This is a genomic window from Rhodoluna lacicola, from assembly GCF_000699505.1.
Taxonomy (GTDB): domain Bacteria; phylum Actinomycetota; class Actinomycetes; order Actinomycetales; family Microbacteriaceae; genus Rhodoluna; species Rhodoluna lacicola.
Genome location: NZ_CP007490.1, coordinates 526,025 through 550,338, shown reverse-complemented (window position 1 = coordinate 550,338; position 24,314 = coordinate 526,025). Strand labels below are relative to the sequence as shown.

Here is a 24,314-nt window from a genome sequence, read left to right as displayed (position 1 = left end):
GCCTATTGAGATGGCAATCCAGCCTTCACAGCTCGCTGATACACCCCTGAAAATGCTGTTATGAAGCCTTCAACATCCGATTGAGTGGTCGTATATCCCAGCGAAATTCTCAAACTTCCTCTGGCTTCGTCCTCGGTCCGACCCATTGCCATAATCACGTGCGATGCCTGAGCAACCCCAGCACGGCAGGCAGACCCGGTAGAGACCGATACTCCGGCGGAATCTAGTAGAAATAGCAAAGAATCTCCGCTGCAACCAGGAAAAGTGAAGTGGATTATTCCGGCAAAACCAGGTTTATCGCCTCGAGTAAAGTTTGCGTTCGGTGCAATCTCTAGAACCGCTTTGACTATCTGCTGCTTAAAGGACTCCAGCCGATCATGCAGTGCGTCTCGCTCGGCTTCGGCGAGCGCTGCTGCCTCTGCAAAGGCGTATGCCAAGGGCGAGCTTAGGGTTCCTGACCTAATCCCCCGCTCTTGTCCACCACCGTGGCTGGTAACTGCGAGCTTGGCGGCTCGGGCTGCAATCAAAGCACCAACCCCAACGGGTGCTCCCAACTTGTGGCCAGAGACTGCCATGGTTGCTAAGCCACTTTCTTTAAAAATAATCGGGACGTGGCCAAAGGCTGCCACTGCGTCCGAGTGCACGGGAATGCCGTATTTACCAGCCATTTCGGTAATCGCGGCTATGGGGGTAACTAGGCCGGTTTCGTTGTTAACCCACATAAAAGAGATAAGGGCAACGCGTTCTGCGTTTTTGGCCAAAAAATCCCGCAACCAATCCAAATCGATAACACCCATGGTGTCGACGGGTGCCCACACGGCTTCGGCACCCTCAGCGGATTCAAGCCATTCAACCGGGTCAATCCCAGCGTGATGCTCGGTACCAGCTGTAATAACCATTTTTCGATTTGGGTCTTCCCCAAAACGCTGCAGGAATAGCCCCTTGATGGCCAAATTGTTGCTCTCAGTTCCCCCAGAGGTGAATAGCACCTCACTTCGATGACAGCCAAGGGTGACTGCAAGTCGATCTCGGGCATCTTCAACGGCTCGCCTGGCCTTCTGGCCCGACCCGTGGACTGACGAAGGGTTACCGACTACCTGCAATTGAGCTAGGTAGCCTTCAATCAACTCCGGCCGCATTGGCGTGGTAGCGGCGTGATCCAGGTAAATAGCCATGAGATAAGCCTACTTTCAAGGCGCGTCCATAAGCCTGCCCAAAACCCCCCTCTGGTTAGGATGGTTGAATGTCTACAGCAGAGTCGCTAGCCCCCGCTATCCAAGCCGGGCAAATGGGAGTGACCCTCAACGGCGATTTAGGCACAATTCGCGTCTATTCAGAGACTGCCTCCTCCATCGAGCTCTGCCTTCTAGACACCGATGATCCCCGCAGCGTCGTCAAGAGCATTCCGCTGCAAAGGGGCGACCAAGGAATTTGGTCAGCCACAGATTCTGATCTAAAACTCGGCACCAAATATGCGCTGCGGGTCGACGGGCCAGAAGGGCCTCGAAATAGATTTAATGACTCGCTATTTTTGATTGAACCCTACGCAAAGGCCGTGGTGCGAGAAAGCGCCCGAGAATATCACTGCGTAGTCGTCGATGGGAAGTTCGATTGGCAGGGGGTTGCTAAGCCCAACATCCCGCTAGACGAGCTCGTAGTTTATGAGGCACATGCCAGGGGACTAACCCGTGGCAACAAAGCCTTACCAGATGACCTGCGCGGAACCTATGCTGCACTGGGTCATGAAAGCACCATCGCGCACCTAAAGAAAATTGGCGTAAACGCTGTGGAACTTCTGCCGATTCAAATGCTGATTTCGGAACCGCATCTGCTGAAAAACGGTTTGATTAATTACTGGGGTTACAACACCATTAATTTTTTCACCCCCCACCATCGCTACGCCACAGCGGCAGCGATTCAAGCGGGTCCAGAGGCGATTATCGCTGAGCTAAAGACCGCTATTCGCGAACTTCATCGAAACGGCATCGAAGTGATCATGGATGTTGTCTACAACCACACCGCCGAGGGTGGTGCCGGTGGACTCACCTATTCATACAGAGGAATCGATAACTCAAGCTACTATCGCCAAGACGATAACGGTCACTACCAAGACACAACCGGTTGCGGAAATTCCCTGAATTTTGCGAACCCGCAGGTGGTTCAAATGGTGATTGAGTCGCTTCGTTATTGGACGGAAGAGATGCAGGTCGATGGATATCGATTCGACTTGGCAACCACACTTGCCCGCAATGAGGCAAATCACTTTGATCCAAACCACCCCTTGCTGAGGGCTATTAATGATGAGCCTGCATTCGCCGCTACAAAAATGATTGTTGAGCCATGGGATGTTGGCTTAGGAGGGTGGCAAACCGGTAATTTTCCAGATCGCTTCAGCGAATGGAATGACCGATTCCGCGACAGTGTTCGCAGGTTTTGGCTTAGTGATATTGCTGCCGCTCGAAATGGCGGCAACCACTGGAACGGTGTCGCCGATTTGGCTACTCGGCTTGCAGGCTCTAGGGACATCGTCGATGGGCCCTCTGGTCCATTGGGCGGGGTCAACTTTATAACTGCGCACGATGGCTTTTGCCTTCACGATTTAGTCAGCTATAACGTCAAGCACAATAATGCGAACGGTGAAAGTAACCGCGACGGATCAAACAACAACAGCTCTTTCAACCACGGGCACGAGGGCGAAGGCGCGAGCGAAGAAATTCGAATGCAGCGACGTAAAGCTGTTCGTAACCTTCTGGCAACAGTTTTGTTCTCCGCGGGAATTCCAATGATCACCTCTGGTGATGAGCGGGGCAAAACGCAAAATGGAAACAACAATGCCTATTGCCAAGACAGCGTGATGACCTGGCTGAATTGGGACTTAACCAGACACCAACAAGACCTCGAAGACACGTTTTCGTACCTCACCAAGTTGCGACGTGAAAACCCGGTTTTACGCCCAAAATCCTTTGGGGACTTCAACACTGCTTCCGAAGATCACGACCTTCTAAAGTGGTACAACGCTGCTGGCGAAATCATGTCAGAAGAGAATTGGCATGATCCAGAGTGCCGCACCATTTCTAGATTCACTGAGCGTTTATTCGGCGATGGATCCAAGAATTCGCTGTTGCTGATCATCCATGGAAATGAATCAAGCTCCTTGGTGACCCTGCCGAAAATTGATGGATCATCCGAGTACGAAGAACTTTGGAATAGCGCCCAAGAAGCTCCGACCATTACAGCAAGAAAACTCTATGCGGGTGACCAGGTACAACTATCTGGCACGTCAATGCTACTTTTGCGCGTCAACTAGCCTCGCCAATCTAACAAGTCGGTAAAGCATTTGAGTCTGGGCCGAACGACCCTAAAAACATCAGTAAGTTATGAAGGGTGAGCAAAAGCAGTGAAATCAGCTACCAGAACGATCGGCCGTTCGGGCGACTCCCCATTCTGAATGTCTCCCCCAGCGTTGAATCCGGTCGCTGGGCCGCCAAGGCATTTATTGGCGAAGTAATTCCGTTTAGCGCGAGTGTCTTTCGAGAGGGCCACGATTCGCTTGGTGTTGAACTGCTCTTGAACTCTCCGACCGGCAAAACAACTGTGCATCGAATGAAACCGGGCAGTCTGGGCTCGGATCTTTGGCACACCAAGGTACTAATTCGGGAAGAGGGAAACTATTCTTTTCAAATCAGAGCCTTCGCCGATGACTTCGACACTTGGCACCACAACGCCACAATTAAAATTGCCGTAGGTTCCGATGAAGAATTGATGATGATGGAGGGTGTCGCTGTATTCAAGCGCGCCCTTGCCGAAAAAGACCGATCAAAAAACAGCAGCAAAATTTGTGAACTTGCGCTGTCAATTTTGCAAGATCCAAAGATAACCCCAAAGGCAAAACTAGTTGCGGTTGAGTCCGATGACATCCTGCAGACTATGGAATTTGAACCACTTCGAAGCCTCACGACCCTTAGCGAAAGTTTCACACTCAAATCTGAGCGCGAACGATCTGGCGTGGGAGCCTGGTATGAATTCTTCCCCCGAAGCGAAGGTGCCGTTTTTGATGCCAAGACGAAAACCTGGGCCTCCGGGAATTTCGTAACCGCAGCAAAGCGTTTGCCGGCCGTGGCGGCCATGGGTTTCAACGTTCTGTACCTGCCACCGATTCATCCAATCGGTGTTGCCTTTCGTAAGGGCCCAAACAATACGCTAAACGCGGGACCTCAAGATCCTGGTTCCCCTTGGGCGATTGGGTCCGCGCATGGCGGGCACGACACAATTCACCCTGATCTTGGCAGCGAGCAAGATTTCAAGGCGTTTGTTAAGACAGCAAATGGTCTTGGTATAGAGATTGCCCTTGATCTTGCGCTTCAGGCTTCCCCAGACCACCCATGGGTAAAAAGCAACCCCGAGTGGTTCACCACGCGCGCAGATGGAACCATTGCCTACGCAGAGAATCCGCCAAAAAAATATCAAGACATATACCCCATAAATTTTGACAATGATCCTCAGGGTATTTATTTTGAAGTTCTGCGGGTTGTGAATCACTGGATCTCCATGGGTGTAAAAATTTTCCGAGTTGATAACCCCCACACCAAGCCGGTTGCCTTTTGGGAGTGGCTAATTCAACAGGTCAATCAAGAGCATCCGGACGTTGTATTTCTTGCAGAGGCCTTCACTCGACCAGCGATGATGCACGCCCTTGGCAAGGCTGGTTTTCAGCAGTCCTATACCTACTTCACGTGGAGAAACACGAAGTGGGAGCTTGAGTCTTATCTAAAGGAACTTGCCCACGAGAGCGCAGCGTTTTTTAGACCTAACCTATGGGTGACGACCCCAGATATTCTCACCGAATATCTGCAATTTGGTGGGCCGGCAGCACACAAAATCCGTGCTGCAATTGCGGCCCTAGCTTCACCTAGCTGGGGCATGTATGCCGGTTACGAACTATGTGAGTCGGTTGCCAGACCTGGTGCTGAAGAGCACATCGACAGCGAAAAATACGAGTATCGACCCAGGGATTGGAATGCCGCTGAAGCAAGCGGAAGAACTATCTCTGGATACATTGCCAGGTTGAATCAAATTAGAGGTGCGCACCCTGCCGTTCGACAGCTGAGAAACATAGAATTTCACCACACTGACGACTCTGCCATTCTGGCTTTCTCAAAGTATTTGGCGGCCGAGCACAGCCCAACCGGAAAAGCTGACGCCATTCTTGTGGTTGCCAACGTGGATCCGCACGCAGTACGTCAAACCACCGTGCATCTTGACCTTGCCAAACTGGGAATTAGCGAAGGCTCGAGTTTTGAAGTGAAAGATCTCATCACCAACGAGTCCTATATTTGGACGACCGATAATTTCGTTCGGCTAGACGCCTTCAAAGAGCCGGTACACGTTTTTGAAATTGGCAGCACCGTAAAGTCGGCATAATTATGGCAATCCTAAGAAAGAAGTCTTCTATTACTCTTCCAAACATTTCCGAAGACTTTATTGCCCGGGTGGCAAATGGATCACACCATGACCCGCACTCTCTGCTGGGTATCCATCCGTTTGAAAAAGGCTGGGTAGTGCGCACTCTCAAGCCGCTGGCAAAGAGCGTTTCGGTTGTTATTGATGACAACGAACCAATTCAACTTGAGCACCTAAGTCATGGAATCTGGCAAGGTTTTGTAACCTCTAAGAAGCTTCCGGACTACCGAATAAGTGCAAAATACGAGGGCGATGGTGATGAGATTGAATGGCGCGTTGACGATCCCTACCGTCACCTGCCAACAATCGGTGAGCTGGACCTTCACCTGATTAGTGAGGGCCGCCACGAAGAACTTTGGCTGGCATTGGGCTCTCATGTCACAACCATCCAAGGCGCATCCAGTTCAAGCACTGGAACCAAGTTTGCAGTTTGGGCCCCAAACGCCCAAGCGGTGCGGGTCGTGGGCGATTTCAACCACTGGAATGGTGTCTCACACGCAATGCGAGTTATGGGTGCCTCGGGCGTTTGGGAAATCTTCATTCCTGGAATCGGAGCAGGAACTAAATACAAGTACGAGATTCTCACAAAATCGGGAAACTGGATCACCAAGATTGACCCGCTAGCCCGGGCAACAGAATTACCACCTGCAACGGCCTCAGTGGTGGCCGAATCCACTTACCAGTGGAAAGATGCAGATTGGATAGCGGCCAGAAGTAAACGTGATGCGCTCAAGTCACCGATGTCTATTTACGAACTTCATGCTGGTTCATGGCGCCTTGGTCTTGACTATCGCACACTTGCCGATCAGCTGATCCCATATGTAAAAGAAATGGGATTTACCCACGTTGAATTCATGCCGCTGGCCGAGCATCCCTACGCCCCATCCTGGGGCTACCAGGTCACCGGCTACTACGCTCCGACTTCGCGATTCGGCAGCATGGATGACCTTAAGTTTTTGATTGACAGACTTCACGAAGAGAACATCGGTGTGATCATTGACTGGGTACCCGCCCACTTCCCTAAGGATGAGTGGGCGCTTGGTCGCTTTGATGGACAAGCACTATACGAACACGTCGATCCAAGACGCGGTGAGCACCCAGACTGGGGAACCTACATTTTTGATTTTGGTCGCAACGAAGTCAAGAATTTTTTGGTGGCCAATGCCCTCTACTGGCTCGAAGAATTCCATGTCGACGCCTTGCGAGTTGATGCGGTCGCGTCGATGCTCTATCTGGATTACTCTCGCGAGGGTGATGACTGGCTTCCAAACCAATACGGGGGCCGCGAGAACCTTGATGCAATCGCGTTCATGCAAGAGGTTAACGCCACCGCCTACAGACGTAACCCCGGAATCATGATGATCGCCGAGGAATCAACCAGCTGGGGTGGCGTGAGCGCACCAACCGATGGCGGTGGCCTGGGATTCGGCTTCAAATGGAACATGGGTTGGATGAATGACACCCTGCAATACATCGAGAAGGATCCTGCATATCGCAAGTACCATCATGGCGAGCTGACCTTTTCGATGCTTTATGCCTACGACGAAAAATTCATTCTCCCGATAAGTCACGATGAGGTTGTGCATGGCAAGGGTTCACTTCTGGCCAAGATGCCTGGTGACCGTTGGCAACAATTAGCCAACGTTCGTGCCTACTTGGCATTCATGTGGTCTCATCCCGGCAAGCAGCTTTTATTTATGGGCTCCGAGTTCGGCCAGCAATCGGAGTGGTCTCAGGAACGTGGTCTCGAGTGGTGGATTCTTGATCAACCAAGTCACCGTGGTTTGCAATCTTTAGTTTCGATGCTCAACAAGCTTTACGTTGAAAATGCATCAATGTGGCAACTCGATCACGAACACCGCGGATTCGTTTGGATCGATGGCGGCAACGCAGATGATAACGTGCTGAGTTTCCTGCGTTTCGATGAAAACGATAACCCAATCGCAGTAGTGATTAACTTCGCTGGCCACCCGCACCACAACTTTAGGCTTGGCTTGCCTAAGAGTGGCACCTGGACTGAAATCCTAAACACCGATGCCATTGAGTTTGGTGGCTCCGGCGTGGGAAACTTTGGGGCAATCAAAGCCAATGATGCAGGTAGCCACGGTCAACCTCATTCAGCGGTGATTTCTGTTCCGCCGCTTGGTGCTGTCTGGTTCAAGCCAGCAATCTAACCCCTAGTACAACAAGGCTGCTAATGACCGGCGTGCTGCCGCTAACTCAGGGGCATCCGGCGGAGAAACAGCAAAAAGCTCAAGCAAGTGCTTTCGTAGTTTTTCACGCTCATCTTTATCTGCGACAGCGAAGCGAGTGAGGATGGTCTGGTATCCCTCGGCTGGGTGCCCAACGGCAACGCAGGCATCGGCTTTTAGAACGGTTGCATCAAAGTCAGTTGGGGAGCTAGCCAGCACTGCCTCAAAGTCAATCCCCTTGGTGCGAAGCAACAATTTCGATTGAGCCAATCCTGCAACAGCCATCGCATCAGCAGGATTCTCGTTCAAAGCCGATTCATAGTGAGCAATGGCGGACTCATAATCACCGGCATCAATTGCGTCGTAGGCGGCTTTGTGCTTCGGCGGTAACTCTTGAACTTGCTCTTCGGTGAATTCGGTAGACACTTCAAGCAAGCCATTTACGCCGTTTTCCTCAGCCACCTGAAGCAACCTGGTCAGCACGGTTTGAATTGTGTCCGCGGTTTGATCGCCTTCAAAAAGCGGAATCGGCTGCCCCTTAATTAAGGCAACCACGCTCGGCACTTCTTTCACGCCAAACGCCTGCGCAACACTGAGCGACGCCTGGGTGTCCACTCGTAGCAAAAACATTTTGCCGCCAAGTTTTCTTACCAAGGCAAGGAGCTTCTCGCTGAGCTGCTGGCTCGACTCAAGGTCGGCGGCAAAAAAATCGATCAGCACTGGAACCGTGCCAGAAATGGTCACGAAGTTTTTTAGATTTGCCTCGGTGCCCTGCGCAGTGACGTCAGGAACCTTGATTGCAGAAACTGGTGCAGCCGGATTGGCGGTTGCTGACTTAGCAATTGGATCTGCCTTCTTAAGGCCTGATAGATCAACCGCGCCTGCCAGGCTTGCTCTTGACATGAAGTCAGGCACTATAGGCTCCTTACGCTGACTAGACCCTGAGTCACACCCAACAGTCGAATTCCAGCGGTGTCACTCAGCGCAGGAACGTAGAACAACATCATATCTCCGTAGACGCTTCGCACACCACGAGTCGAACCGTCAGCGCCTAACAGAACCTTCTCCTGTCCAGAAACTGCAACTGCAGAGCCGCGCTTCTTGGGCTTGATGATGTAAGTGTCAGTCATGTACACAGCTACCAATGCCCCCGCTTTCGTGGTTGAAAGAGAAATTACGTTTTTGTTGCCCAGCGTGTGCGTGAACTTTATAGTTCCAGTCTTCAAATTTGCCACCTGGCTTTTTTGACTTTCCGAAACCTGCTTGAAGAACTCGTCTTTGGCGAGGTCAAATAATCCGTAACTGAGACTCGATGCCCCTCTGTTCAGAACGTCACCATAGGCTGACGCAATGTCCTCCGGAGCTAATTTCAAAAAGAGAGATTTGATGTCTACTGGGATTGCACCATTCTCGCTCGCCGGTACCTCTGGAATCTTGGCCCCGGGCATTAGGCGAATGTTGTACCAAAGCATGTATTTGCTTCGCGGTGTGGCCTGCTCAAATACCAGAATTTGAGGCAACGCTTCGTCACCGGCCTCATCGGTCACAACCATCAGACTGCGCGGCCATGTATCGGTGGCAGCAGGAAGACTGAAGGTGATTGGTTTTGACACGATCTTCGGCAATTTCGCAACGCTTGCTGATCTAGTTCGCAAAATATAGTTGGCTGAACGCTGTGCGAGGGCGGGGCCTGCAAACCTTGAAACCAAAATTTTCTTGTCGTTCACCAAGTCTGCATCCGCGGCAATCTTTTCGACATCCAAAAGAATCTTGTCAACCTGATCGTCGTTCAAGGCCACGGGTGGAACGTCGATTGCGCTTATAGAGGGTGAAGGGCTAGGTGCGACTTGAGTAGGGCTAGAACAGCCCGCACCGAAGGAAAGCAAAGAAATAGCCAACGGAATTGAGATAAATGCGCGTCTAGCCGATCTGCGACCCCGCACAGGAGCATTAGCCTTGTTGCGCTTTACCTTGTAACGCGGCGGTTTTGGCGGCGTTGGGGTGCGACGCCTAGGGCCGCGCGACTTCCGCATGTGCCTGTATGCCAAATAATTCATCACAAAAGCAGCGGCCAATAAAACGGAGCCTGCAATCAATAAGACATTTGATCGAGTCAAATCGTGGGCAATTGGCCAAACGATTGCAATTTCGCTCGGAAGGGGCTTCACGCCGTCGCTCGCGATTAGGGCTGCACCTTCTTCAGAGCGAGAGATTTGCAGTGAGCCAAATGAGTTGGCTTTAGTTTCTGATCGCCACAAATCGGATCCAATTGGGTTCTCAAGGTTTTTCGCCCCCAAACTTGAAACATTCTCAAGTTTTTTGCCTTTTTCAGCGAATTGGATGGTTTCGTATTCTGAAACTCCAACCCATGCTCGAATGTCAGATTCGCGGCCGGAGGCTATGAAAATAGGCTTTGATCCCCGTGCTTGAACAAAAGGGTTTCCTGGGTGCTTTGCCAGAGTTTCCGCTGGAACGATTGCCAGGGGTTTTGAGCTCTTGATTTCGATGGATTCAGTGAAGTTTGCCGGAGGGGCCCAAATTGTGCGCTCGGCAAGGCCAAAAAGCAGAGTAAATACCGAGACCACGAATAGCGCGGCTGCAATCAGAAAGCGCATGCTACATCCAATCAGGGTAAACTTGGCACGGGCAGGATTGCCCTTACTATTCTAACCAAGTGCCTAGGAGCCCAACTTTTGTCTGGCGAAGAGACCCAATTCCCCGTAGTCATGCGTGGCTACGAACGCGGCTTGGTTGATGACGCCATTTTGGACCTGCGCAAGGAGTTAATGCAGCTATCGGCCCAGAACTCCCAGTTAGCTCTTGAGCTCAAGGAAGCCACAAAAGCCCTAGACGAAGCCAAAGCCACCCTCGCCGAGACCGCCGATCCCACATATTCGGGAGTAGGGGCTCGAGCAGCCCTTATCTTGAGCACGGCCGAAGACCAGGCGCAAAACCTGATCCAAGACGCCCAAAGGGAGATTGAACGGCAAAAAAAGGCCCTCCACGAGGAAATCGATAACCTCCGAGGAGAGGCCAAGGGATACTACGACTCCCTAGTTGCCGAGGCTCAACGCCGATCCGATCGAATCTTGATTGCGGCAAGAAGCGACTATGACGACATGCTTTCTCAAGCACGCTCAGAGGCTACTCGCCTAAAAGAAGAGTCGATACGTGAGGCCGGTTCAATCCGAGGCGCAATCTCAACCGAGGTGGCGAGAATGAAGGCTACCGCCAAGCGTGAAATCGAAGCTCAAAAAGCAGCCGTCGAGCGCGACCTAGCCGAGCGCAAACTGCTGGCATTCAGAGACAATACCCGCAATCTTGATTTTGAAATGGCCTCGTCCCTGCTAACTGAGCAAGCGCGCATTGATCTGGAACTGGAACTAACCGCTCGTCGTCAAGAGGCAGAGGCAGAATACCTACGCAAGCACCAAGAAGCTGTGGCAGCAACCCAGCGCTACCTTGATGATGCCAACGCCCAACTTTCTTCAGCACTGACTCGCGCTAATGCTGCTCGTCTCGAGGCTGAAACTCTTGAAGCGGCGGCGATTTCCATCAATCAGCAGACCACTGATGCCGCTCGCAAGAAAGCGGATGCGATTATTGCGGCGGCCGAGGCCGAGGCACGATCTGTCGCTGTCAAATCTAGTCAAGAACTAGAAGCGCAGATCAACAAAGCCAAGGCAGAACTAGATCGAATAAAGGCAGAGCGCGAATCCGTGGAGGTTTACCTTCGAAACTTGCGCAACGTACTTCAGGGCACAACCAGCAACATAAGCAGTAACGCTTAACCAATAGCCGATAGGTTGGTAGTCATGCAGGGGAACACAAAAATCTCAAACTCCTTCCAGATAGGTCTTCTGGGTGGGTTAGGCGTGCTTACTGCACTTGTGATTGGCGGTGCGGTCACTACCCTGGCAAACATCATCACCTATGTTGCAGCATCAATCTTTATCGCTCTAGGACTAGAGCCGGTAGTAACGAAAATTTCGAGTCTTGGTATTCGCCGGCGATACGCGATATTGATCGTGATGGTTTCACTACTTGGAGTGATTTCATTTCTAGTGGCCGCGGTATTCCCTACCCTGGCATCGCAAACCGCAAATTTCATCAAAACTGCACCTGCTTTCTTGACCGGCGTAAACCAAATTCCTTTCATTGTGAAACTTGACTCTCAGCTGGGTGGCGCAATTTCAGATGCTCTTAGCAATGCTGGAGCTTACCTTGGTGACTCCAGTAACTGGCCAAAGATGCTTGGTGGTGTTGTTCAAGTTGGATTATCAATCTTCAACGGTTTCTTTGGAGCCCTAATCGTCATAATTCTGAGCCTGTACTTCATGGCTTCGATGAAAAGTTTCAAGAACTGGCTCTACAACTTGGTAGCCGCATCAAAACGCGATAAGTTCTCAGACATTGCAGAGCAAATAGCCAGCTCGGTGGGTCGATACGTTATGAGCCAAGTGACTATCGGTGTAATTCAATCGCTGCTGGTTTTCATCCTGCTGACGGTTACCGGCGTTCCATACGCTTTAGTAATTTCATTTATTGCTTTTTTGCTAGCCCTAATTCCTTTGGTGGGTTCAGTTACTTCCGCAATCATCGCCTCGCTGGTTGCCCTTAGCGTCTCGCCGACGACCGCCCTGATAGTTGCCGTCGTCTATGTGATTTACATGCAGATTGAGGCATACGTGATTACCCCAAGAATCATGAGCCGAGCGGTAGAGGTTCCAGGGGCAGTTGTAGTTGTTGCCGCCCTTGCCGGTGGCGCATTGCTAGGTGTTCTTGGCGCCTTGGTGGCGATTCCGATTGCCGCTTCAATAATCCTGATCATTCGCCAAGTGCTGGTTCCGTACCAAGAACAGCGCTAACGACTTTCTAGGCAGAAGCCGGAGTCCAACTATCCGGAAGCGGATAACGACTTGGATTCACCCGCAGCACAATTTCATCGAGAACTCGTTTGGTTGCGTTCTCGCCTACCCAAAGGTGTTTGGCGCCATCAACGCCAACTATGTCGATGTGCGGGATTCTCGAGAAACGCTCTCTGGCCTGGTCAGGTCGCAGGTAGTCGTCATGCTCCGGAACCAGCGCGATAAGATTTCGATGATTTCCCGCCCACTGATCTAAATCATCATCATTTGCTCGGTGAAGCGGAGGTGACAGCAAAATTGCGCCGACGATATCTTTATCGTGCCCGTACTTAAGAGCCAGTTCGGTTCCAAATGACCAGCCCACCAGCCATAGGTTCGGTAAGTTTCTTGATTTTGCGAATTCAATAGCTGCTTCAACGTCGTGTTGTTCAGTTACCCCTTCGCCAAAGCTTCCCTGGCTTTTTCCGTGGGGTGATTCCGTGCCACGGGTGTTGAATCGCAATACGGCAATCTCGGCTAACTCAGGCAATCGATTAGAGGCCTTGCGCAAAATATGCGAGTCCATGAAACCACCATGTGTAGGCAAGGGATGCAGGGTAATCAGTGTTGCAACCGGTGGTTTTCCAATTGGTGTTGCCAGTTCACCAACTAGTTTCAGTCCATCAGCAGTATGCAAATCAATGGCCTCGCGCTGCACCGGAAGCTCAACACTGGACCTAATCGAGATTTCTGCGCTCAAAGCAGTTGCCCTTGAAAGGATTTCCAACAGGCGTTGTGAAAATGCCTGCGAGTTTCAACGCCGCGCACCGAATCCCAGGCAACAATGTGACTGAGTCCCTTTGAAATTTGCAAATTGCAATTTGGACAAATCCACGATTTGTCTTCTTCCGCATTCGCACCGATGCTGGTTTGAGTCGTGTACTCCACCCCACGCTTAATCTCCGTCCTGCGAATTCCCATTCTCAGTGAAGATAAATCAAGTTCTTCAGGCTCTGCTGATCGCTTGGTGCGTTTTGCGCGATTGTTTCGCGGCATTAGTACCAGCCAAGTTTGTCGGAGTGAGCCAAGGCTCCGCACGGCGAACCGTAGCGACCCTTGATGTATTTCACACCCCAGCGAATTTGAGTCTCAGGGTTGGTAAGGTAATCGGGCCCCTCGGTAGCCATCTTTGTAGCAGGAAGAGACTGAGGAATACCGTAGGCGCCAGAAGATTTATTTCGAGCTGTGTGACGCCAGTTTGACTCACGTTCCCACAACTTGACCAGGCATGAATACTGGTCGTCGCCGTATTTCATTGACATCAGCAACTCCAGCGCATAGGCCTTTGCTGTACCGGATTCAGGGGCACCGGCCGCCTCAACAAACATAGCCGCGGCATCATCACCGGTCACGATGTTAAATCCACCTCGAGAGTATGAGATTTTTTGGGTACTTGCATAGCCGTAGGTCTGCTCCGGGGACCCACCCTCGTAGTCATATACCTGCATAGTGCTTGCACTTGCCATGGTGCCGGAGTATGGATCTACGATACTCACCAACAGGAATCCCACGGAGAAAATAAACCCCCACATTGGCCTGGTTGCATGGCGCTTCAGACGCGGCAATTTGGGCCTGGTAAAGGGTGTCTTAGCGAGGGCTTGGTCGATGCCGCCGGCTAGCCGGTGCGAAAGAGTGGTTCTTTCTGCCTCGTATCTACCCATAACTGCCCTTCATATCGGGCTAGAAATCGCCCGCAAAACTCCAGTTTACCTTGGGCTAGATTGATGCGCCATAGCTAGCGAATTGGCAACTTTTGGCTCGGACAAGCACTCAGGACCCTTTTCATGGCCGCTTTTTCCGCCTCAATCACCCAAATCTTGTATTTAAGTTTGACGGCAACTTGCCGAGCGATGTACGGACACCGATACCCCTTGTTTGGCGGTAGCCAGGCGGATGCATCGCTGTCCCCTTTAATGGCGTTGGTTGGTCCATCTACGGCAAGCAGGTTCAGCGGGTCGTTGTAGAACGCGTACCGCTTGGCGACGCTAAGTTGCTGCGCGCCCTTTTGCCAGGCATCACTTAGTGCAACCACGTGGTCAATCTGCACAGAACTAGAAGTTCCCACTCCATATTTGAATCTGATAATTTTGCCGGTGTACGGATCCTTAAGAGTTCCGGTGTCAACCTTGCAGGAATCTCGTAAAGTGACTGACTTCAAATCACGTCGAAGAATAAAATTCCGGGCGTCGCAAGACCCTATGTCTCCCCAGCCGTCGCTGAACAGGCTGCGTTCGTAACCAGTCTTGGGCGCCTTGCCCTTGACCTGGAGTTTTTCTACCGCTGCAATGGCGGTTGTATCGGTTGCCGCTAAAGCCGTGTCGATAAAGGCAAGGCTAGCGCTGGCACTCGCAAAGATTAATGAAAGTGCAACTAGACGGTGCTTAGCGATTTTTCTCAATCTGCAAAATCTCGACAACCCGATCAATGAAGGCATCTACCTGGCTCTCAACATATCCGCCGCGTTTAGCCTTAAAGATTGCCCTACGCACAGTATTTAGTTGCAGTGGAGTACCTGAAGCCAAGTGCGCTGAAACTTGCTCACATAGGGCATCAACCTGCTTGCGATCGTAACCACGAAGCAAATACCCTACGTTTGAAAATCTCTTTCGTTTCGGCCTCAAGATTCGACCAACCACGATTTCTTTGACACGCTCAAGCCGGTCTTGTACAGCTCCATCACCACGCTGTTGTTTCTGTCGCTGAATTTCTCTTGCTGAAAATGCGTCCTCAAGACGATCCATCGCAGTGTCAACAGAGGTTATGTCATATCCGCCGTGAACTAAATCAAATTCGGTATTTCTCAGCTGATTTGAAGTGACTACCTCTAGGGACGGATCAGAATACTGAGCCCTTGCGTGATTAATAAAGCTGTCGACTTGATTTTTGTCATAGCCAGGCTGATTTGGGGCAGCCGCCGGAAAGGAATAACTCACGGGCTAAGTCTAAAGCGGCAGAAAGATTTGCGCGAAAAGGTAGGTGATCAAAGCCGAGGGCAAAATTGAATCTAGCCGATCCATGATGCCGCCATGGCCAGGCAGCAGGCTGCTCATGTCTTTTACGCCAAGGTCTCGCTTAATCAGAGACTCAGCTAGATCGCCGAACACAGCTGCTAGTAATAGCACTGCGGCGAGAACTAGACCAAGCCACCAATCAAAGCCCCAGAAAATCTGAGTGAATACCACGGCAGAAATTACACCGGCCGAAATTGATGCGACTAGCCCCTCCCAGGTTTTCTTTGGGCTAACTCCGGGCGCTAGCTTGTGGCGGCCTAACTTTCTACCCACCAGGTATCCGGCGGTATCGATTAGAGAAACGGTCACCACGAAGGTGATAATCCATTCCGCTCCATCCGGTCTGCGCAACAGCAACATGGTGAAGCTGGTCATGAGAGGTAGATAAATCACCACAAAGGCTGCGGCGGCAAAGTCTCGCAATGTGTGCGCAATCGCCTGCCTTGGCGCTTCGCGTGCTTCCCAAAGCAAATGCACGGTGCGCCACAGAATCAAGGCTGCAACGATGCTTAGCGACACGAGCCACTGTAATTCTGCTCCACCATAAAAGGCTGCAGGCATGATTAGCACCGAGCCAACCACCGCAGGCACTCTTGGTACGTACCAGCCCTTGAGCCTCAATGCCGAGGAAAGTTCCCACGCGCCAGCACCAGCTGCGGCTGCGGCCAAAACCATAAACAATTCTTTATAAATAAGAACCGACAGCAGAAAAACTACTCCGAGCAGAATCCCAACGGCAACAGACTTAGAAAGACTGCGCCCGCCGGTTACTGGTGTTGACAATTAAACCTCTAGTAGTTCTGCTTCTTTGCGCTTCAGCGCTTCGTCAATTGCATCAACGTGTGACTTAGTTAAGGCGTCCAGCTCTTTTTCTGCGCGCGCAATGTCGTCATCGCCCGCCTCGCCATCTTTTTTCAGAGCAGCCAAATCATCGTTTCCCTTGCGACGCAAATTGCGCACCACAACTCGGTGATCCTCTGCTTTGGCCTTGACGAGTTTTACATACTCTTTACGACGTTCTTCGGTGAGGTCCGGCAAGGTTACCCGAATTAGGTTTCCGTCATTTTGTGGGTTTGCATCCAAATTCGGCATATCGCGCAATGCCGCCTCGATGGCCTTCAACGCACCTTTGTCATAAGGGGTAATCACTATCGTGCGTGCTTCAGGGTTTGCTAGTTGACCCAACTGTCCAAGCGGAGTTGGGGTGCCATAGTAATCAACCATGACTTTCTGAAATAGCTGAGGATTAGCACGGCCGGTGCGGACACCTGCAAAATCTTCCTTAGCAGACTCAACTGCCTTTGCCATCTTCTCTTCAGCGGTCGCAATAATTCCTGAAATCATTCTTGTTCTCCTGTTTGCTAAAAAATTTAGGCGGTAACGAAGGTACCGATTTTCTTTCCCTTTATGGCATCGGTGATGTTACCCTTGCCCTGCATGCCAAAGACGCGCATAGGCATCTTGTTGTCCATGCATAGGCTGAAAGCTGTTGAGTCCACCACTTTTAGGCCTTGAATCAGTGCATCCTGATAAGTTATTGTTTCCAACTTCGTCGCTGTTGGATCTTTCTTAGGATCTGCGGTGTAAACACCATCTACCCCGTTTTTCGCAACAAGGACCTCGTCGGCTTTTATTTCCAGAGCACGCTGGGCCGAGACTGTATCGGTTGAGAAATAAGGCAAACCGGCACCGGCTCCAAAAATTACGACACGTCCCTTTTCAAGGTGACGAATCGCGCGCAAAGGAATGTAGGTCTCCGTTACCTGCGACATAGTGATTGCTGACTGCACACGAACGTCAACACCTGCTTGCTCCAAAAAGTCTTGAAGGGCTAGCGCATTCATAACGGTGCCCAACATACCCATGTAGTCGGCGCGTGATCGCTCCATGCCGCGCTGTGAGAGTTCGGCACCTCTAAAGAAGTTTCCGCCGCCCACAACGATAGCGACCTCTGCGTGTTTTGCGCCCTCGGCAATTTCTTTCGCCATTTCGGCAACGATGTCAGGATTGACACCCAGGGTGCCTCCACCGAATGCTTCACCCGAAAGTTTTAGCAATACACGGCGCTTTTTTTGTGGCACTTGGATCCTCCTGAATAGTCCCTGGACACTGCTTCTATCCTAGGCGTGGCAGCAAAAAAGGCCCGGCCGAAAACGGCCGAGCCTTTCTCAAATTTGAGCTTAGGCCCCCACGCGGAAGCGTAGGAAACCTGAAACTGTCACGCCTGCGTTCTCAAGCACCTTAGACACGGTCTGCTTGGTGTCCTTCGCGAAGTCCTGCTCCAGCAACACGTTCTCTTTGAAGAAGCCGGTCACGCGACCCTCAACGATCTTTGAAAGCGCAGCCTCTGGCTTGCCTTCGTTGCGCGCGGTCTCTTCTGCAATTCGACGCTCAGTTGCAACAACGTCTGCATCCACATCTTCGCGCTTTAGAACGCTTGGTGAGAATGCTGCAATGTGCACAGCAACGTCGTGAGCGGTTTCTGCATCGGAACCAGAGTAAGCAACCAAAACACCAACCTGCGGTGGTAGGTCCTTGCTGGTGCGGTGCATGTAAGCGTCAACAGCTGCGTCCTTTAGTGAACCAACCTTGCGGAGTTCAACCTTTTCACCCATGATTGCCGCTTCGTCGTTGATTGCATCCTGAACGCTCTTGCCACCTAGGTCAGCTGCAAGAGCCGCCTCTAGTGTGGTGGCGCCCGCTGCTGCGATTGCATCGGCAACCTTGTCAGCAAGCTCAATAAACTTTGCAGCCTTAGCCACGAAGTCAGTCTCACAAGCAAGTTCGATTAGGTAACCAGTGCCACCGTTTACGCGAGCCACGATCAAACCGTTGCTGGTTGTGCGGCCTTCGCGCTTGGTAACACCCTTTAGTCCCTTTAGGCGAAGAACTTCCATCGCCTTGTCTAGGTTGCCATCAGCCTCATCAAGGGCTGACTTGCAGTCCATCATTCCAGCGCCGCTGCGCTCGCGCAGGGCCTTTACATCTTGAGCTGTGTAGTTTGCCATGTTTACTTTGCTTCCTCTACTGCAGCCTCTGCTGCTGGTGCGGTTTCCGCTGCTGCACTGGTTTCACCAGTAGCACTGCCCTGCTCGAGAAGCTCGCGCTCCCACTCAGCTAGAGGCTCAGCTGCCGCTTCTGGCTTGGAGTGACGTGCAATCAGACCTTCAGCAACTGCATCTGCGATAACGCGGGTTAGCAGCTGAACTGAACGAATAGCGTCGTCGTTTCCAGGAATACCGATAGTTACTTCATCTGGGTCACAGTTGGTGTCCAAGATACCGATTACGGGAATACCAAGCTTCTTAGCTTCGGTAATTGCTAGGTGCTCCTTGTTGGTGTCTACAACCCAGATCGCTGATGGAGTCTTGGTGATGTTGCGGATACCGCCCAGTGCCTTCTCTAGCTTGTCTTTTTCACGGCGAAGAATAAGAAGTTCCTTCTTGGTTAGACCAGTCTTGGTCTTACCGGTGAAATCCATAACTTCTAGTTCCTTTAGGCGTGAAAGACGCTTCTGGATTGTCTGGAAGTTGGTCAATAGACCACCCAACCAGCGCTGGTTAATGTATGGCTGACCTACTCGAAGTGCTTCAGTCGCGATTGACTCCTGAGCCTGCTTCTTGGTACCAACAAAAAGGATGCTGCCGCCGTGAGCAACAGTCTCCTTTACGAAGTCATACGCTTTGTCGATCAAAGCAAGTGACTGCTGAAGGTCAATGATGTAGATGCCTGAACGGTCGGTCAGAATGAAACGACGCATCTTTGGGTTCCAACGACGGGTCTGGTGCCCGAAGTGCACGCCGCTGTCAAGCAGCTGGCGGATTGTTACTACTGCCATGAGCAGTGTCTCCTTTTTGGCGCGCGAAGGCGCCACTCAGTTTTACTGTTTCAATCGGTTGATTGACACACCTAGTGCCGGATCCCTTTCGCCAAATTGCTTTGGACTGAGTGAAAGGTAAATCTGATTCGACACGCGAAGTCGGCATGCTTTTGAAGGCCTCAGAATTGGGGATTTCGCGAGCTTGCCGCTATCTGACAGTCTAGCAGCGGGATATCGGGGTTATCCACCGTTTTTCCAATGTTTAACTGGCCCCGAATGCAATACATCAACCTAATGCCATGCGAAATTTACGGCGAAGTACGACCCTAATCAGCCTGATGGCTATCGGGTTGATTGTCTGGGTCCAGGCCTCAGCTCTGGCGGCAAATCAGCTACCGGTCGGCATCTGGAATCCCCCACTTGAAGCACCGATCCGCTTGGTAAATCAGTATCGTCAGCCCAATAGCGACTACTCAGCCGGCCATCGTGGGGTTGACTATCTGGTCTCAGATGGGCAAGCAGTACTGGCGCCCGCGGACGGGCAGGTTTGGTTTTCTGGCCGAGTGGCAAATCGGCCCTTGTTATCCCTGTTGCACGATGGTGGCTACCTGACGGAATTTGAGCCGGTCTGCACGGATCTTGCTCGCGGCAAGAGAGTTTTTGCTGGTCAAGCGGTGGCACAGGTTTGCCAGGGCGGCGTTAGTTATTTGAACCACTGCCCGGGAGCTCAGTGTATGCATTTTTCACTTAGAAGTGCTGGGGCTTATCTCTCGCCGCTGATTTTTATCGGAGGCCTCAACCCAAGCAGGCTACTGCCTAGGCCCTAGGGTGGGCATTTTTGTAACCATCGCGAAGCCGCTCAATCGAAACATGGGTGTAAATCTGGGTTGTTCCCAGGCTCGCGTGGCCAAGCAATTCCTGAACGGCCCTCAAGTCCGCACCGCCATCCAGTAAGTGAGTAGCCGCGCTGTGCCTCAGAGAGTGGGGGCCTGCGGAACCGGTTGGCGTAGCTTCCAAGATATTCGCAACCAAACTGTAAATCTGACGCACACCGATTCTTTGGCCGCGCGAATTGAGAATCAGAGCTCGGCCACTCTTTTCATTCGCCAGCATTGGCCGAGAGATTCGAATCCAGGTATCCAGAGCATCTCGTGCAGGCTGGCCAAAAGGAATCATTCGTTGCTTTGCCCCCTTGCCCATCACACGCATTATGTTCCGGCTGTAGTCGATACTTTCCAGATCTAATCCAACTAGTTCGCTCACACGCGCGCCGCTGGCGTAAAGAAGTTCAACTGCAAGCAGATCCCGCACCCCTTGCGGATTGTCCGCGGTGGCTTTTTCTTGAAGGACATCAAAAACCAAGGCAAGGCTCTCACGCGAGACCACCTTAGGTAGCGTGCGGCTAGCCTTCGGAGACCGCAGTCGCAAGCCTGGGTCAGAATTAGTTAATCCACTCTTTAGGGCCCATGCGGTAAAAGACCGGACTGCCGCACTCTTTCTTGCAACGGTTGCCTTTGTGGCGCCCTTTTGGGTGACTTGCCAAAGCCAATCCCGGATATGTTCCAACTCAAGATCCTCAAGATTGGAAAGCTTCTGTTTCTCAAGATAAGCGGCAAGGTCTTGCACATCGATTAGGTAAGCCTTCACAGTGTTTGCCGAGTATCCGCGACCGGCGTCTAGGTGCGTTTCGAACCCAACAATCGCCTCTGCAAAACTTGTGCTCACATATCAAACTTTAGTTTGGCTTTTGGTCCAGGTGTTGGCACGCCTCAGCACCAAACCATCTAATTCCAAACTGGAAAGCCCAAATCTGGCTTCGTCTCGAGTGAGGCCTGCTGAACTGCAAATCTCTGCGATTTCCAAGACGTCAAAACCAATTGCGTCAAAAACTCGTTTTTCGATTGCACCCAGCCCGTCAAGTTCCGATTGGCTGGTGATTCGAATCGTCTCACCCAATCGCTCAAGTAGGTCATCACCGTCAACTACCAATTTGGCGCGTTCTTCGGCAATCAATTTATTCGTGCCGGCCGACTTGGGTGAGGTTATTGGGCCAGGCACGGCGTAAATCGGTCGCTCTAATCGTTCGGAATGCGACACTGTGTTTAGTGCCCCTGATCGCCAGTTGGCTTCAATCACCAAGGTACTTTGCCCTAGAGCCGAAATTAATCTATTTCTTTGTAAGAATCTCCATTTGCTAGGTACCGTGCCGGGCGGAACCTCGCTAATTACCGCACCGGTCTGCGAGATTCGCCTCAGCAGATCGCTGTTTCCCGTTGGATAGAACCGGTCGAGCCCGCCAGCCATTACCGCAACGGTGTTGCCTTTTAGCGCAAGCGTGGATCGATGAGCCATTCCATCGATTCCGTAGGCTCCGCCGGAAACTATTGAGAACCCCTTTGGCACCAGTGCTGACACCATTGAGTCAGTTGCAAATTCACCATATTTTGTGGCGCCTCGTGATCCAACGATTGAAATTGAATGTTCGAGTTTGCGAAGTGCCGCGCCACTGCCCCTAACCCAAAGTGCAAACGGAGCATGGTTTTCTAAATCACCTAATTGCTCCGGCCAGTCCGGGTCCGACGGAGTCATCACAAAACCACCTACTTTAGTGATTTTGAATAGTGCAGTTCGAATTAGTTCCAGATTCAACCTTGGACGCCACCGCTCCCGTGCCTCAGCATGTAATTTCTCAAAGACACCAAACGAATCTAAATTATCCGGAGCAAAGCCGAGCGAAATTAGATTCTGCTTAAGTTGCTTACTAGAGAGCCCATTAATCTCGGCTTCCAAAGCTGCCGAAGCTCCCATCATGGAAATCAAAAAACCAGCAAATCCGTCACCCGGCTCACAAATCACGCTCCAGGCACTTCGCGAAAACTTATCCTCTAATTCATCTTCAACAACGTTAGGAAGCAAAGCATGCAACTCTTGCTCAGATATTCTTAATTCAGCCATTGTTCACTCCTGCCAGATCATCACTGCCCCGAAGGAAAATTGCTTTTGCGATGTCGAACTCATTCGGTAAATCACGCCCCGCCAAATCGGCTACTGACCAAGCCACTCGAAGGCAACGATCGTAGCCGCGCATACTTATTCGGCCATGATCCAATGCCTTCTCTAGCCTTTCGCTGACAGATGTAGATAAAGGAAAGTGTTTACGAAGGTACGAACCAGGAACCTGAGAGTTAGTTCGCCACGGTGTGCCTGCAAGCCGTGCTTCTGCGCGCTGGCGAGCAATCGCCACGCAATCGCGCAGTTGTCGCGACCCGGTGGTTGCACCACTGGCCTTGTTTCGCGCAATTGCCATTTGTGCTGGGCTAACCGATTCAATTTGGAGTCGAATATCTACGCGATCTAATAGCGGGCCAGACAATTTAGCAAGATACTTTTGTCGCTGCTGCTCGGAACAACGGCAGGATTTTCCTGATCCAATTGCGTACCCACAGGGGCAAGGATTAGCCGCCAAGACGAGTTGGAACCTAGCCGGAAACTTTGCTGTACCGGCGGAACGATTTATTACCACCTCACCCGATTCAAGTGGCTGCCGCAAAGCTTCCAGTACCGGTTTTTGAAATTCGGGAGCTTCATCTAAAAACAGGACACCATGATTTGCCAGAGAAATAACACCGGGTCTTGGCATGCCAAGGCCGCCGCCTACCAACGACGAAACCGATGCTGTGTGATGCGGGGCCTCGAACGGCGGACGAAATAGTAGCGAACCTTCGGAAATTCTTCGATTGCCAGCAATAGAAACCACTGCGGTTGTCTCTAATGCCTGATCTAGTTTCAGGTCCGGCAAAAGACTAGGCAGCCGCTCAGCCATCATGGTTTTTCCCGCACCCGGTGGGCCAACCATCAACAGGTGATGACCCCCGGCTGCAGCCACAACCAGGGCTTCAATGGCTTCTTCCTGCCCAAGCACATCCGCAATGTCTAGATTCACAAAATTATTTGGGTCTTTCAATTCGTCACTTTGCTCAGGGGTTCTAGGCAACATTTTGGGAATTGCATCAACATCACCAACAGCTATGGAACCGTGCATCTGCGCTACCTGCAGAAAATGATCCACCGGAACTATGTTCATGCCATCAACCAGGCTCGCCTCGGCAAAGTTGGAAGATGGCACAACTGCATTTTCAATTCCCGCAGCCTTCGCAACCAGCAACGCCGGAAGGATACCCGCTACTCGACGTACCGAACCATCCAACCCAAGCTCACCTATGTGAATCCACTGGGAAACTGAGTCGGCCCTAAGGCTCCCGGCCGCAGCCATCACGCTCACGGCAATTGCTAGGTCAAAGCTAGAACCCTGTTTCCGCACCGACGCGGGAGACAGATTGACGGTGACCCTGCGATCTGGCATTTTCAAACTGGAGTTTTGAATCGCAGCCCTGACCCGATCCTTTGCCTCACTTAGTGAGGCGTCCGGAAGACCAACCAAGATGAATCCCGGCAGTGTGCTGGAAATCTCTGACTCAACCTCTACAACAGTTCCGGCCAGGCCCATCAAACTGATGGCATAGGCCTTGGCCAACATTTTTTTGCCGGGCATCAAAAAACCTGCTTGAGGTGCTCAACGGCTACTCGTCCGCCACTGATAAGAACAGCAATTGCATCAAGTCGCACGTCGACGCCGGATTTTTGATTTGCGAGACACCACTGCGATACCAACCTTCGCATCCTTGCAACTTTTTGCGCCGTAATTGCCTCGAACGGGTGGCCAAATCCTGATCCATTTCTAGTTTTGACCTCTACAAATATGTATCGCCCATGATGACTGGCTACTAAATCAATCTCACCTGAAGCACAACGCCAGTTTCGGTCAACAATTTGGTAGCCGCGATCACGAAGGTACTGCTCAGCAAGGTCTTCACCGTATTTTCCAACAATTTGATTTTGCGCCATGCAGATAGCATCTAATGAC

The 24,314-nt window shown here is 51.5% G+C and carries 23 protein-coding genes; 6 read left to right on the top strand and 17 right to left on the bottom strand.

Annotated elements, in window-relative coordinates:
* Positions 1 to 2: 2 nt before the first annotated feature.
* A complete protein-coding gene (locus RHOLA_RS02670) occupies positions 3 to 1,175 on the bottom strand; it encodes a cysteine desulfurase family protein (protein WP_051636221.1) in 1,173 nt (390 codons plus the stop codon).
* 68 nt (positions 1,176 to 1,243) lie between these two features.
* Between RHOLA_RS02670 and glgX the strand changes: the two genes are divergently transcribed.
* From glgX to glgB, 3 genes are all read left to right on the top strand, one after another.
* Entirely contained in the window at positions 1,244 to 3,307 is a 2,064-nt protein-coding gene (gene glgX, locus RHOLA_RS02665; RefSeq protein ID WP_038502178.1) for a glycogen debranching protein GlgX, read from the top strand.
* 77 nt (positions 3,308 to 3,384) lie between these two features.
* Positions 3,385 to 5,421 (top strand): alpha-1,4-glucan--maltose-1-phosphate maltosyltransferase, encoded by a 2,037-nt coding sequence (locus RHOLA_RS02660; protein WP_227818797.1) that lies wholly within the window; start codon positions 3,385 to 3,387, stop codon positions 5,419 to 5,421.
* A 2-nt stretch (positions 5,422 to 5,423) separates the two neighbouring features.
* The gene (gene glgB / locus RHOLA_RS02655; protein ID WP_038502175.1) at positions 5,424 to 7,634 is read left to right on the top strand and encodes a 1,4-alpha-glucan branching protein GlgB; all 2,211 of its coding nucleotides are present in this window, start codon (positions 5,424 to 5,426) and stop codon (positions 7,632 to 7,634) included.
* A 3-nt stretch (positions 7,635 to 7,637) separates the two neighbouring features.
* On the opposite strand, the gene RHOLA_RS02650 is transcribed toward glgB, so the two are convergent.
* Both RHOLA_RS02650 and RHOLA_RS02645 read right to left on the bottom strand, forming a co-directional pair.
* Positions 7,638 to 8,567, bottom strand: coding sequence for a tetratricopeptide repeat protein (locus tag RHOLA_RS02650; protein ID WP_051636220.1), 930 nt, complete (start codon positions 8,565 to 8,567; stop codon positions 7,638 to 7,640).
* Positions 8,567 to 10,267: a DUF8094 domain-containing protein gene (locus tag RHOLA_RS02645; protein WP_038502174.1), complete on the bottom strand. Its 1,701-nt coding sequence runs from the start codon at positions 10,265 to 10,267 to the stop codon at positions 8,567 to 8,569. The genes RHOLA_RS02650 and RHOLA_RS02645 overlap by 1 nt, the downstream gene beginning before the upstream one ends.
* A 78-nt stretch (positions 10,268 to 10,345) precedes the next feature.
* Between RHOLA_RS02645 and RHOLA_RS02640 the strand changes: the two genes are divergently transcribed.
* Together RHOLA_RS02640 and RHOLA_RS02635 are read left to right on the top strand one after the other, a co-directional pair.
* Positions 10,346 to 11,443, top strand: coding sequence for a DivIVA domain-containing protein (locus RHOLA_RS02640; RefSeq protein ID WP_038502173.1), 1,098 nt, complete (start codon positions 10,346 to 10,348; stop codon positions 11,441 to 11,443).
* 24 nt (positions 11,444 to 11,467) lie between these two features.
* A complete protein-coding gene (locus tag RHOLA_RS02635) occupies positions 11,468 to 12,520 on the top strand; it encodes an AI-2E family transporter (protein ID WP_038502166.1) in 1,053 nt (350 codons plus the stop codon).
* 7 nt (positions 12,521 to 12,527) lie between these two features.
* Here RHOLA_RS02635 and RHOLA_RS02630 read toward each other — a convergent pair whose 3' ends face one another.
* The 10 genes from RHOLA_RS02630 to rpsB all read right to left on the bottom strand — a co-directional run bounded on the left by RHOLA_RS02630 (position 12,528) and on the right by rpsB (position 19,408).
* A complete protein-coding gene (locus tag RHOLA_RS02630; RefSeq protein WP_227818796.1) occupies positions 12,528 to 13,259 on the bottom strand; it encodes an alpha/beta hydrolase in 732 nt (243 codons plus the stop codon).
* Positions 13,256 to 13,555 carry a hypothetical protein gene (locus RHOLA_RS02625; protein WP_038502165.1) on the bottom strand — a complete coding sequence of 100 codons (300 nt, stop codon included), beginning with the start codon at positions 13,553 to 13,555 and terminating at the stop codon, positions 13,256 to 13,258. Before RHOLA_RS02625 ends, RHOLA_RS02630 begins: the two co-directional genes overlap by 4 nt.
* Entirely contained in the window at positions 13,555 to 14,055 is a 501-nt protein-coding gene (locus RHOLA_RS07055) for a lytic transglycosylase domain-containing protein (protein WP_227818795.1), read from the bottom strand. Before RHOLA_RS07055 ends, RHOLA_RS02625 begins: the two co-directional genes overlap by 1 nt.
* 239 nt (positions 14,056 to 14,294) lie before the next feature.
* Positions 14,295 to 14,957, bottom strand: a complete 663-nt coding sequence (locus RHOLA_RS02615) for an HNH endonuclease family protein (protein WP_051636216.1) — start codon at positions 14,955 to 14,957, stop codon at positions 14,295 to 14,297.
* On the bottom strand, positions 14,941 to 15,492 hold the full coding sequence (locus RHOLA_RS02610; RefSeq protein ID WP_051636215.1) for a DivIVA domain-containing protein: 552 nt from the start codon (positions 15,490 to 15,492) through the stop codon (positions 14,941 to 14,943). The genes RHOLA_RS02615 and RHOLA_RS02610 overlap by 17 nt, the downstream gene beginning before the upstream one ends.
* Positions 15,493 to 15,501: 9 nt before the next feature.
* Complete coding sequence (locus RHOLA_RS02605) at positions 15,502 to 16,353, bottom strand: phosphatidate cytidylyltransferase (protein WP_038502164.1); 852 nt, start codon at positions 16,351 to 16,353, stop codon at positions 15,502 to 15,504.
* On the bottom strand, positions 16,354 to 16,914 hold the full coding sequence (gene frr, locus RHOLA_RS02600) for a ribosome recycling factor (protein WP_038502162.1): 561 nt from the start codon (positions 16,912 to 16,914) through the stop codon (positions 16,354 to 16,356).
* Between the two features lie 26 nt (positions 16,915 to 16,940).
* On the bottom strand, positions 16,941 to 17,651 hold the full coding sequence (pyrH, locus tag RHOLA_RS02595; RefSeq protein WP_038502161.1) for a UMP kinase: 711 nt from the start codon (positions 17,649 to 17,651) through the stop codon (positions 16,941 to 16,943).
* A gap of 99 nt (positions 17,652 to 17,750) precedes the next feature.
* Positions 17,751 to 18,578, bottom strand: coding sequence for a translation elongation factor Ts (gene tsf, locus RHOLA_RS02590; RefSeq protein WP_038502160.1), 828 nt, complete (start codon positions 18,576 to 18,578; stop codon positions 17,751 to 17,753).
* A gap of 2 nt (positions 18,579 to 18,580) precedes the next feature.
* The gene (rpsB, locus tag RHOLA_RS02585; protein ID WP_038502158.1) at positions 18,581 to 19,408 is read right to left on the bottom strand and encodes a 30S ribosomal protein S2; all 828 of its coding nucleotides are present in this window, start codon (positions 19,406 to 19,408) and stop codon (positions 18,581 to 18,583) included.
* A 281-nt stretch (positions 19,409 to 19,689) separates the two neighbouring features.
* Here rpsB and RHOLA_RS02580 point away from each other — a divergent pair, with 281 nt between their 5' ends.
* On the top strand, positions 19,690 to 20,217 hold the full coding sequence (locus RHOLA_RS02580) for a M23 family metallopeptidase (RefSeq protein WP_084321353.1): 528 nt from the start codon (positions 19,690 to 19,692) through the stop codon (positions 20,215 to 20,217).
* Here RHOLA_RS02580 and RHOLA_RS02575 read toward each other — a convergent pair.
* The 4 genes from RHOLA_RS02575 to RHOLA_RS02560 are packed head-to-tail and all read right to left on the bottom strand — an operon-like array spanning position 20,207 to position 24,295.
* Positions 20,207 to 21,115 (bottom strand): tyrosine recombinase XerC, encoded by a 909-nt coding sequence (locus RHOLA_RS02575; protein WP_038502157.1) that lies wholly within the window; start codon positions 21,113 to 21,115, stop codon positions 20,207 to 20,209. The genes RHOLA_RS02580 and RHOLA_RS02575 overlap by 11 nt on opposite strands.
* A gap of 3 nt (positions 21,116 to 21,118) precedes the next feature.
* Positions 21,119 to 22,345: a DNA-processing protein DprA gene (gene dprA / locus RHOLA_RS02570; protein WP_051636213.1), complete on the bottom strand. Its 1,227-nt coding sequence runs from the start codon at positions 22,343 to 22,345 to the stop codon at positions 21,119 to 21,121.
* On the bottom strand, positions 22,338 to 23,942 hold the full coding sequence (locus tag RHOLA_RS02565) for a YifB family Mg chelatase-like AAA ATPase (RefSeq protein ID WP_227818794.1): 1,605 nt from the start codon (positions 23,940 to 23,942) through the stop codon (positions 22,338 to 22,340). The genes dprA and RHOLA_RS02565 overlap by 8 nt, the downstream gene beginning before the upstream one ends.
* Complete coding sequence (locus RHOLA_RS02560; RefSeq protein ID WP_038502156.1) at positions 23,942 to 24,295, bottom strand: YraN family protein; 354 nt, start codon at positions 24,293 to 24,295, stop codon at positions 23,942 to 23,944. The genes RHOLA_RS02565 and RHOLA_RS02560 overlap by 1 nt, the downstream gene beginning before the upstream one ends.
* Between the last annotated feature and the right edge of the window lie 19 nt (positions 24,296 to 24,314).